The following is a 9222-nucleotide window of genomic DNA, read 5'->3' as shown; positions in this document are numbered from 1 at the left end:
CCGTTTATACAAGTTTAATTCGTTGATTCTATTAAACTTTTCGTGCGCTGCAGAAGCAGGACGCGAACTATAGCAAACAGCCGAGCTCATGCGCAAGGCCCGCATGTCGATTTTTTAGTACACGAACGCGGCAACTATGTGTGCGGCTTAACGGAAGTGATTTATCTAGTGCCGATAATCGAGCGTTAAGTCTCATATGCCCTCGTACGCCACACTTCTTTTCGAAAGCCTTCGATGTCAGACCAACCCAGCCATCTTGAAGATGATGCGGACGTAGATACTTCACGCCGCGGCTTCATGCAATCCGCCCTGCTCGTGGCAGGCGCCGCTCGGCTCCCTCTCTCGCCGGCTACCGCCGCACCTGTAGCCAGCGAGACATCCGCCGCGCCCTTCGTCCCTCCGCGCGCGCTCACCTTGAGCGTCAACGGCGCTGATCATCAGCTTTCGCTCGAACCGCGCGTTACCCTGCTTGACGCCCTACGTGAAGTGCTGCAACTGACAGGCACCAAGAAGGGCTGCGACCGCGGCCAGTGCGGCGCCTGCACCGTTCTCGTCGACGGCCGCCGCGTTAATTCCTGCCTGACGCTGGCGATCATGCACCAGGGCGCCAAGATCACGACCATCGAAGGTATCGCCCACGGCGATCAACTGGCGCCCATCCAAGCCGCCTTTATCGAACACGACGCCTTCCAATGCGGCTACTGCACACCCGGCCAGATCTGCTCGGCCGTGGCTTGCATCGCAGAGATGAAGGCCGGTACCGCCAGTGCTGTCACCCCTAACGTACGCCAGCAGACGATCGCGTTCACCGATCCAGAGATCCGCGAGCGCATGAGCGGCAATCTATGCCGCTGCGGCGCCTACAACAACATCGTCACCGCCGTCCAGGCTGCGGCGAAAGCATGAGGAGACGGTATGCGCTCGATCGACTTCGATCAAGCCAGCGATCCCGCCGGCGCTATACGCCTTATCCAGCAGCCGCACGCGAAATTCATCGGCGGCGGCACCAACCTGCTCGACCTGATGAAGGGCGATGTCGAACTGCCCCTGCGGCTGGTCGACATCAACCACATCGGCCTCGACCAGATTGCTGAATTGTCCAACGGCGGCCTCCGTATCGGTGCGCTCGCCCGCAACAGCGACACGGCCAACCACCCGCTGGTGCGGACCCGCTACCCGCTGTTGACCCAGGCGCTCCTCTCCGGTGCTTCGCCGCAACTGCGTAATATGGCAACCATAGGCGGCAACCTGCTGCAGCGCACCCGCTGCCCCTATTTCATGGATACCGCCTTCGCTATGTGTAACAAGCGAGCGCCAGGCAGCGGCTGAGGCGCGCGCGAAGGCGTCAACCGCTTGCACGCGATCCTGGGCGCCAGCAGTGTCTGCATCGCGGTGAATCCGTCCGATATGAACGTGGCACTGGCCGCGCTCGATGCGGTTGTCCAGGTCAGCGGCCCGAAGGGCGAGCGCAGTATTCCTATCGCCGACTTCCATCGGCTGCCCGGATCGATGCCGCAGCTGGATACAGTGCTGCAGCCGACGGAGCTGATTACGGCAGTGGACCTGCCGCCTCCAGTTTTCCAGCGCCACACCCACTACCTGAAGGTACGGGAACGGAACAGCTATGCCTTTGCGCTTGTATCGGCTGCGGCGGCGCTGGACATGGATGGCAGCACGGTACGCCAGGCCCGCATCGCTCTTGGCGGCGTCGCACATAAACCGTGGCGGGTGCCGGCGGCGGAAGCGCTGCTGGCCGGCCAGCCGCTCGACGATGCACGCTGCGCGCAGGCGGCACGCATGCTGCTCGACGGCGCCCAGGCATTCAGGGACAACGCTTTCAAGATCAAGCTGGCCGAACGCGTCATCATACGCGCGCTGCGCGAAGCACAGGAAACCCGGGGAGAGAACGCATGAGTGTGATCGGACAAGGCATCGACAGGCTGGATGGGCGGCTCAAGGTCACCGGCCAGGCCACCTACGCGGCCGAGCACAAGATCCCGCGCCTGGCCTACGCCATGATGGTGCTGTCGACCGTAGCCAAGGGCCGCATCAGCGCCATCGACGTGGCGAGCGTAAAGCGCATGCCCGGCGTGATGCTGGTGATGACGCACCAGAACGCAGTCCGCCTGCCCAAGCAGAAAGGGGAAGGCAAGACCGAAGGCAGCTCGGGCGGCAAGGAACAATCGAAGCCGGACCAGAAAAAGCAGCCGCCAAACCCGAAACTCTCGCTGCTGCAGGACGACCGCATCGAGTACAACGCCCAGCCGGTCGCCGTCGTCGTCGCCGACACCTTCGAGCATGCGCGCGATGCAGCCCGGCGCCTGAACGTGCGCTATACGGTAGAGCGTGCGCAGCTCGACTTCAAACAGGCGAAGCTGAAGCTGCGCCGTCCCGAGCTCCAGCCGGATCGCCCGTCCGACACCGGCCGCGGCAACGTCGCCCGCAGCATGGAACGCGCGGCGCAGAAGCTCGACCTGCTATACACGACGCCGATGGAAAACCACAATCCGCTAGAACCGCACGCGACCATCGCGGCTTGGGAGGGTGATCACCTGACCCTGTACGATGCGACCCAGAACGTGTCCGGCGTACGCAATACCGCTGCACAGACCTTCGGCATCGACCCCGAAAAGGTCCGCGTGGTCTGTCCCTTCGTGGGCGGCGGGTTCGGCTGCAAGGGCACTACCTGGTCGCACGTGATGCTGGCGGCAATGGCTTCGCGCATGGCCGGGGTACCGGTCAAGCTCGTGCTAGAGCGCACGCAGATGTATGGCCCGGTAGGCGCGCGCCCGCTGACCGAGCAGCGCCTGCAGCTGGGCGCCGGCGGCGACGGCAAGCTGCTGGCGGTAGCGCACGACACGGTGTCGAGCACTTCCTTCGTCGACGACTTCGTCGAGCCCTGCACTGCCGTGACCCGTAAAGCCTATGCGAGCGAGAGCCTGCAGACCTCGCAGCGACTGGCGACCCTGAACGTGGGAGTGCCGACCTATATGCGTGCGCCCGGCGAATCGAGCGGCAGCTTCGCGCTGGAGTCGGCGATGGACGAGCTGGCGTATGCCTTGAAGCTCGACCCTATCCAGCTACGCCTGACCAATTACACGGAAAAGGACCCGGAAAAGGACATTCCGTGGTCCAGCAAATCGCTGCGCGAATGCTACCGTGTCGGCGCCGAGCGCTTCGGCTGGGCGCGCCGCACGCCGACCCCTGGCTCGATGCGCGTCGGCCGCACCAAGGTCGGCTGGGGCATGGCGACCGCTTCCTATCCGGCAAACCGCAAGGGTGCCAAGGCCTCGGCCACGATCAATGCGGACGGCTCGGTGGTGGTACGCAGCGGCACCCATGATCTCGGGACCGGCACTTACACAGTCATGGCGCAGATCGCGGCCGACGCCCTCGGCGTGGATGTGTCTCGCGTGCGCTTCGAGCTAGGCGATACGCGGCTGCCGGAAGCGCCGGTGTCGGGCGGCTCGCAAACGGTGGCTAGCGTCGGCCCGGCCGTGCACCAGGCGGCGCGCGCCATGCGCGACAAGCTGATCGCAACGGCGCTGGGCGATAGCGCATCGAGCCTGCATGGCCTGAGTGCGGACGATGTCGACGCCGCAAGCGGCTGGCTGTTCTCGAAAGCCGAACCGTCACGGCGGGATTCGATGGCAGCGGTGGTGGCGCGCAATGGCGGTCAGTCCGTCAGCGCCGAAGCCAGCGCCGACCAGGGCGATGAAAAGAAGCGCTACGGCATGCAGGCCTTCGGCGCCATCTTCGTCGAAGTCCATGTGGATTCCGACCTGGGCACGATACGCGTACCGCGCATCGTCGGCGTGTATGGCGTGGGACGCGTCATCAATCGCAAGACTACGCACAGCCAGTTAATGGGCGGGATCGTGTGGGGCCTGGGCATGGGCCTGATGGAGAAAACCGAGATGGATTGGCGCGTGGGACGGGCGGTGAACGCCAACCTGGCGGACTACCACGTGCCAGTGAACGGCGATATCGGCAGCATCGACATCACAATGCTCGACGAGCACGACGCCTATATCAATGAACTGGGCGCCAAGGGCGTCGGCGAGATCGGCATCACTGGCGTAGCGGCGGCGATCGCCAATGCAGTCTATCACGCTACCGGCAAGCGCATCCGCGACCTGCCGATCACGCCCGATAAACTTATTTGACCAGCTGCTCGAGAATGGCGTAGGCCGCCTCGACCCGCGCCGCAATCGGATAGTTTTTATTCGCCAGCATGACGATCCCGACCCGCTGCTCCGGGACGAACAGCACATAGGCGCCGAAGCCGCCGGTGGCGCCGGTCTTGTTGAACAGCGTCCCGCGCGGTGGCGCCTGCGGCGGCTGGAGGCGGGTGGCGACGTTAACGCCGAGGCTCATCTTCTCGGAATTCCCGGTCTGCAGCTGCGCCAGGCTGACCGGCGCACGGTACTGTTCCCAGCCGAGTCCCTGCACCGTGTCGCCGATCTGGAAGTAGCCGGTGTGCGTGCATTCCACTGCCTGGCGCATCGGCGCCGCCAGCTGGCCCGGGTCGATATTCAGCTGCACATAGCGGATCATGTCGGCGGCGCTCGACTTGACGCCATAAGCCTCCGCATCGAAGACGCCGGGATTGACCCGCACCGCCTTGTTCGCCCTGTTGTAGCCCCAGGCGTAATCGCCCATCGCCGCCGCCGGCACCCGGACATGGCTGTGCTTCAGGCCGAGCGCGGGAAACAACTGGCCGTCGAGGGCGTCGGCAAATCCGGTTTGCAGCGCCCGTGCGGTCAAGTGCCCGAACAGGCCGATGCTCGGGTTCGAGTAGCGGCGCTGCGTGCCGGGCGGCGCATCCGGCGTCCAGTTGCGGAAATAGGCCAGCATCTGCGCATCGTTGTCGACCTCGTCCGGCATCTGCAGCGGCAGGCCGCCGGCCATGTAGGTGCCGAGTTCGAGCATGGTGGCGCGGTCGATCGCGCTGCCCTTCAGCTGCGGCATATATTTACTCGGATGGTCGTCGAAGGAAAGCTCGCCCTGGACTTGCGCATAACAGCCCAGCGCAGCCGTAAAGGTCTTGCTGACCGAGCCCAGCTCGAACAAGGTGTGCTCGCTGACCGGGATGTGCTTCTCTTTCGAGGCCAGGCCGTAATTGAAAAACGAGACCTGGCCGTCGACGGTGACGGCGACCGCCAGGCCGGGCACGTCGTGCTGGGCCATCAGGGGTTTGATCGCCTTGTCGACGGCTGCGCGGATGGCCGCGTTGTCGGCTGCGGCGTGGGCGCCGAACGGCAGAAGGCTGAAACCGGCGAGGGCGATGGCTTGTATGCGCATGGTGCGAATGGGCTCTGGTCGATAATGACTCAGTATAGGCAGGGCAGTGCCGGCGCAACCAGCGCCGTCATCCCGGCAGGCCGGCATTTCATCACATCGCCGACTTCAGCGCGCCCAGATAGCGTTCGCTGACCGCCACCGCGGCGCCGCAGCGCAGCGTCAGCTTGTAGCTGCCGTCGCCGACGGTCTCCAGGCGTGCGATCTGGCTGCGCCTGACGATTGCGCTGCGATGCACGCGCAGGAAGTCTTCCGACGCGAGCAGCGTTTCGAGGCGGTTCAGGGTGATGCGATGCAGGACCGCGCGCCCCTCCAGGTGCAGCTCGACGTAGTTACCCGCCGATTCGATCCACAAGATGTCGTCCACCCGGATCTGCTCGATGCGGCCGACCGAGCGCACGTTGATGCGCGCCGGCCGCTCGACGGCCTGGCCGGCGCCGGCATCGACATAGTCGCGCAGCGCGGCGCCGTACGCTTCGCGCCGCCGCTGCCCTAGCATGGCGCCGATGCGCTCGACGGTCTGCGCCAGGCGCGCGTCGCTCAGGGGCTTGAGCAGGTAGTCGAGCGCGTGCACCTCGAAGGCGTCGACCGCATGTTCGCTATAGGCGGTCGCGAAGACGATCAGCGGCGGCACGCGCAGGCGGCTGATCTCGCGCGCGAGCACCAGCCCCGATTCGAGCGGCATCTGGATGTCGAGGAAGATCACGTCGACCTCGTGCTCGGCCAGCGCCGCGCGGGCGGCAGCGGCGCTGTCGCATTCCGCAGCCAGCTGCCAGTCCGGATGCGCGGCCAGGGCCAGGCGCAGATTGGCGCGGCTGGGCGCTTCGTCGTCGACGATCAGATAACGCACGCTCATCGGCACGCTCATCGCTCAGTCCTGGTCCAGCGGCAGCCGCACTTCGGCCACGAAGCGGCCGTCCTGCTGGCTGGTAGACAGCGAGGCCGTCGGGTGCATCAGTTTCAGGCGCTCGCGCGTGTTCGCCAGCCCGAGCCCTGCGCCCGGATTCGGCGAGGCTTGCGCGCTGACGGGATTGTCGACGCGGATCGCCAGCACCTCCCCCTCCTGCGCGAAGCCGAGGCGGATGTCGCTGGGGCCCTCGCGGCAATCGAGGTCGTGGCGCAGCGCGTTCTCGATCAGCGGCTGCAGCAGCAGCGGCGGGCAAGCCACCTCGTGCAGCAGCCGGCCGTCGCCGTCGATGTGCACCTGCAGGCGCTCGCCGTAGCGCAGGCGCTGCAGGTCGAGATAGTCGCGCACGAACTGCAGCTCGGCGGCGACGGTGACGGTATTGCGCACGCTCGCCGACAAGGCGTAGCGCAGCAGGTCGCTCAGGCGGCCGATACCGCCGAGAGCCAGGCTGCGGTCACCGTCGCGCACCAGCGCGCTGATCGCATTCAAGGCATTGAACAGGAAGTGCGGCTCGAACTGTGCGCGCAGGGCCAGCATGCGCTGCTGTTCGAGGGCCAGGCGCAGGTTGAGCATGTCGTTCTGGCTGCGCTGCCAGGCCAGCTCGCGCTCCCTGGCCTGGCGCCAGTAGTGAATCGCGAGGATGGCGGCGAAGGTGCCGGTGGTCGAGAACCAGCCGACCAGCAGCATCTTCATCAGCAGCAGGCGCGCATCCTCGAGGCTGGCGATGTGCAGGTACCCGCGCAGCCAGGCCATATAGGTCCACTGGGCCGGCTGGAACACGAGCACGAGGCCGACGAACAGTGCGAACACGTTGCGGGGCCGCGCGATCAGGGCCGGCCAGCGCGCCAGTACCAGACTCAGGCCCGCGCTCAGGACGATCAGTGGCACCGCATATTCGATGAACCAGGTAACCAGCAGGGCCGGATAATGGCTGTCAACGCCGCCCCGCAGATTGTCGCTGTAGGTCTGCAGGGCGCCGAGGACGCTGATCGCCGCCCACACCAGCACTGCCGTGGCAATGGTCCTGGGGGCGGGAGAGGTGTTGGGCAAAGAGGCTGATTGCATCGGAAAAGTATAGCAGCCGCTCCATGCGCCGGACCGCTGCTGCCATCGGCTTCATCACGCGAAAGCGGGGTTTCGTCACCGGCTTGCTGCCGGGCGAGCGGGCCGGTTGCAGAATCGTTCTGCTCTCACTTTCAACTCTTATTCTTTGCCCATGAAAACAACGATCTGCCTTGCCTTGAGCCTTGCACTCGGCGCCTGCACTGTCGATGCCGGCGCCGCGGACTGGAACGCGCCGCAGGATCCCTTCGCCGTGTACGGCAACACCTATTACGTCGGCACCGGCGGCATCAGCGCGGTGCTGATCACCTCACCCGCCGGCCATATCCTCATCGATGGCGGACCGCCCGGCGCCTCCAGCCAAATCGCCGAGCATGTCCGCAAGCTCGGCTTCAAGGTCGAGGACATCCGCTACATCCTGAATGGCCACGAGCACTTCGACCACGCTGGCGGCATCGCCGCTCTGCAGAAGCTGAGCGGCGCGACCGTGCTGGCCAGTCCGGTGTCGGCGGAAGTGCTGCGCAGCGGCCAGCCGGACAAGCGCGACGCGCAATATCCCGGCCTGCAAGCGATGACGCCGGTGGCGAATACGCGCGCGGTGCGCGACGGCGAGGTAGTGAAACTGGGCCCGCTGGCCGTCACGGCGCGCTTCACGCCGGGCCATACGCTGGGGGCGACCAGCTGGACCTGGCAGTCGAGCGAAGGCGGCAAGACCATGAACATGGTGTACGGCGACAGTGTGAACGGCATCGCCGCCGACGGCCGCAGCTTCAGCAGGAACCCGCTGTACGCGAACGCGCGCGCCGACATCGAGCGCTCGATCGCCACCGTCGAAGCGCTGGACTGCGACGTACTGGTAAGTGCGCATCCCGAGCAGAGCGGCCTGTGGGAAAAGAAGGCGAAGCAGGCGGCGCTGGGGAATGCGGCCTTCGTCGACCGTGACGGCTGCCGCAAGTACGCGGACAAAGCGCGTGCGATCCTGGTGAAGACCCTGGCGGCGGAATCCGATACGGCGCCGTCGGCGTATCTGCTCGACGACACCGAGGTGCGCGACGTGCACGCGCAAGCCTTGAACCGCGACTACCAGGTCTTCGTCGCCCTGCCGGAGTCCTACCGCGCATCCAGCCGGCGCTATCCGGTGCTGTTCGTCACCGATGCCGCTTACGGATTCCCGATCGCGCGCAGCATCGCCTCGCGCTTGTCGAAGCATGCGGGTCTGGAGGAAGCGATCGTCGTCGGGCTGTCGTATTCAAAGGGCGACAGCGCTGTGTACAGCCGGCGCCGCGACTACACGCCCTCGAGGCCTCGTGCGCAAAGCTATGCGTCGGACGCGTCCGGCCGCGCGGTGGCCTTCGGCGAGGCGCAGGCCTATGGCGGCTTTATTGTCGACGAGGTGTTCCCGCTGATTGCCGCGCACTACCGCGCCGACATGCGGCGCAAGATCTTCGTCGGCCATTCCTACGGCAGCCTGCTCGGCCTGGAGATGCTGCTGACCCGGCCGGCAAGCTTCGAGCATTACATTCTCGGCAGTCCTTCGCTGTGGTTCGACCGCGGCGTGATGTTCGACCGTGAAATGGCGTATGCGAAGGCGCACAAGGATATGCCGGCGTCGGTGTTCTTCGGGATTGGCGGACGCGAAACGCTGGCGCCAGGGAAGAAGCGTTCACGAAGCGAAGAGGATGCCGATATGGTTGCCGACTTGCGCGAATTCGATGCGGCGCTGAAATCGCATCGTTATCCCGGCCTGGCAACGCGATTGACGGTGTTTGCGGATGAGGATCATGCGAGCGTGTTTCCGCTGGTGCTGACGCATGGACTGCGGGCGTATTTGAAACAGGAACGCTAGAAAGCAAAAAGCCCGCTGAGTATCAACTCAGCGGGCTCTGCTTAATAATTAGCCTGACGATAACCTACTTTCACACTGGTTGCAGCACTATCATCGGCGCAAAGTC

Annotated in this window: 6 protein-coding genes and 1 pseudogene; 4 read left to right on the top strand and 3 right to left on the bottom strand. The window is 65.2% G+C overall.

Translation table 11 applies throughout. The features are described 5' to 3' along the window. Positions 1-234 precede the first annotated feature (234 nt). From AC07PE_RS26990 to AC07PE_RS26980, 3 genes and pseudogenes are all read left to right on the top strand, one after another. Positions 235-906 (top strand): 2Fe-2S iron-sulfur cluster-binding protein, encoded by a 672-nt coding sequence (locus AC07PE_RS26990; RefSeq protein ID WP_498770413.1) that lies wholly within the window; start codon positions 235-237, stop codon positions 904-906. A 9-nt stretch (positions 907-915) separates the two neighbouring features. After that, a pseudogene (locus AC07PE_RS26985) lies at positions 916-1914 on the top strand (FAD binding domain-containing protein). Continuing rightward, positions 1911-4166, top strand: a complete 2256-nt coding sequence (locus AC07PE_RS26980) for a xanthine dehydrogenase family protein molybdopterin-binding subunit (protein ID WP_498770411.1) — start codon at positions 1911-1913, stop codon at positions 4164-4166. Before AC07PE_RS26985 ends, AC07PE_RS26980 begins: the two are co-directional and overlap by 4 nt. On the opposite strand, the gene ampC is transcribed toward AC07PE_RS26980, so the two are convergent. The 3 genes from ampC to AC07PE_RS26965 all read right to left on the bottom strand — a co-directional run bounded on the left by ampC (position 4159) and on the right by AC07PE_RS26965 (position 7273). Beyond that, positions 4159-5304, bottom strand: coding sequence for a class C beta-lactamase (ampC, locus tag AC07PE_RS26975; RefSeq protein ID WP_498770409.1), 1146 nt, complete (start codon positions 5302-5304; stop codon positions 4159-4161). The two genes, AC07PE_RS26980 and ampC, sit on opposite strands and share 8 nt — an antisense overlap. A 91-nt stretch (positions 5305-5395) precedes the next feature. After that, entirely contained in the window at positions 5396-6169 is a 774-nt protein-coding gene (locus tag AC07PE_RS26970) for a LytR/AlgR family response regulator transcription factor (RefSeq protein WP_498770407.1), read from the bottom strand. Positions 6170-6172: 3 nt separating this feature from the next. Beyond that, positions 6173-7273 (bottom strand): sensor histidine kinase, encoded by a 1101-nt coding sequence (locus AC07PE_RS26965; protein WP_498770405.1) that lies wholly within the window; start codon positions 7271-7273, stop codon positions 6173-6175. Between the two features lie 175 nt (positions 7274-7448). Between AC07PE_RS26965 and bla the strand changes: the two genes are divergently transcribed. Then, complete coding sequence (gene bla / locus AC07PE_RS26960) at positions 7449-9116, top strand: subclass B3 metallo-beta-lactamase (protein WP_498770403.1); 1668 nt, start codon at positions 7449-7451, stop codon at positions 9114-9116. Positions 9117-9222 lie beyond the last annotated feature (106 nt).

The organism is Telluria sp. GW821-FHT07G12 (assembly GCF_059418525.1).
The sequence above is the reverse complement of the archived record's forward strand: the minus strand, read 5'-3'. Positions and strand labels throughout refer to the sequence as shown.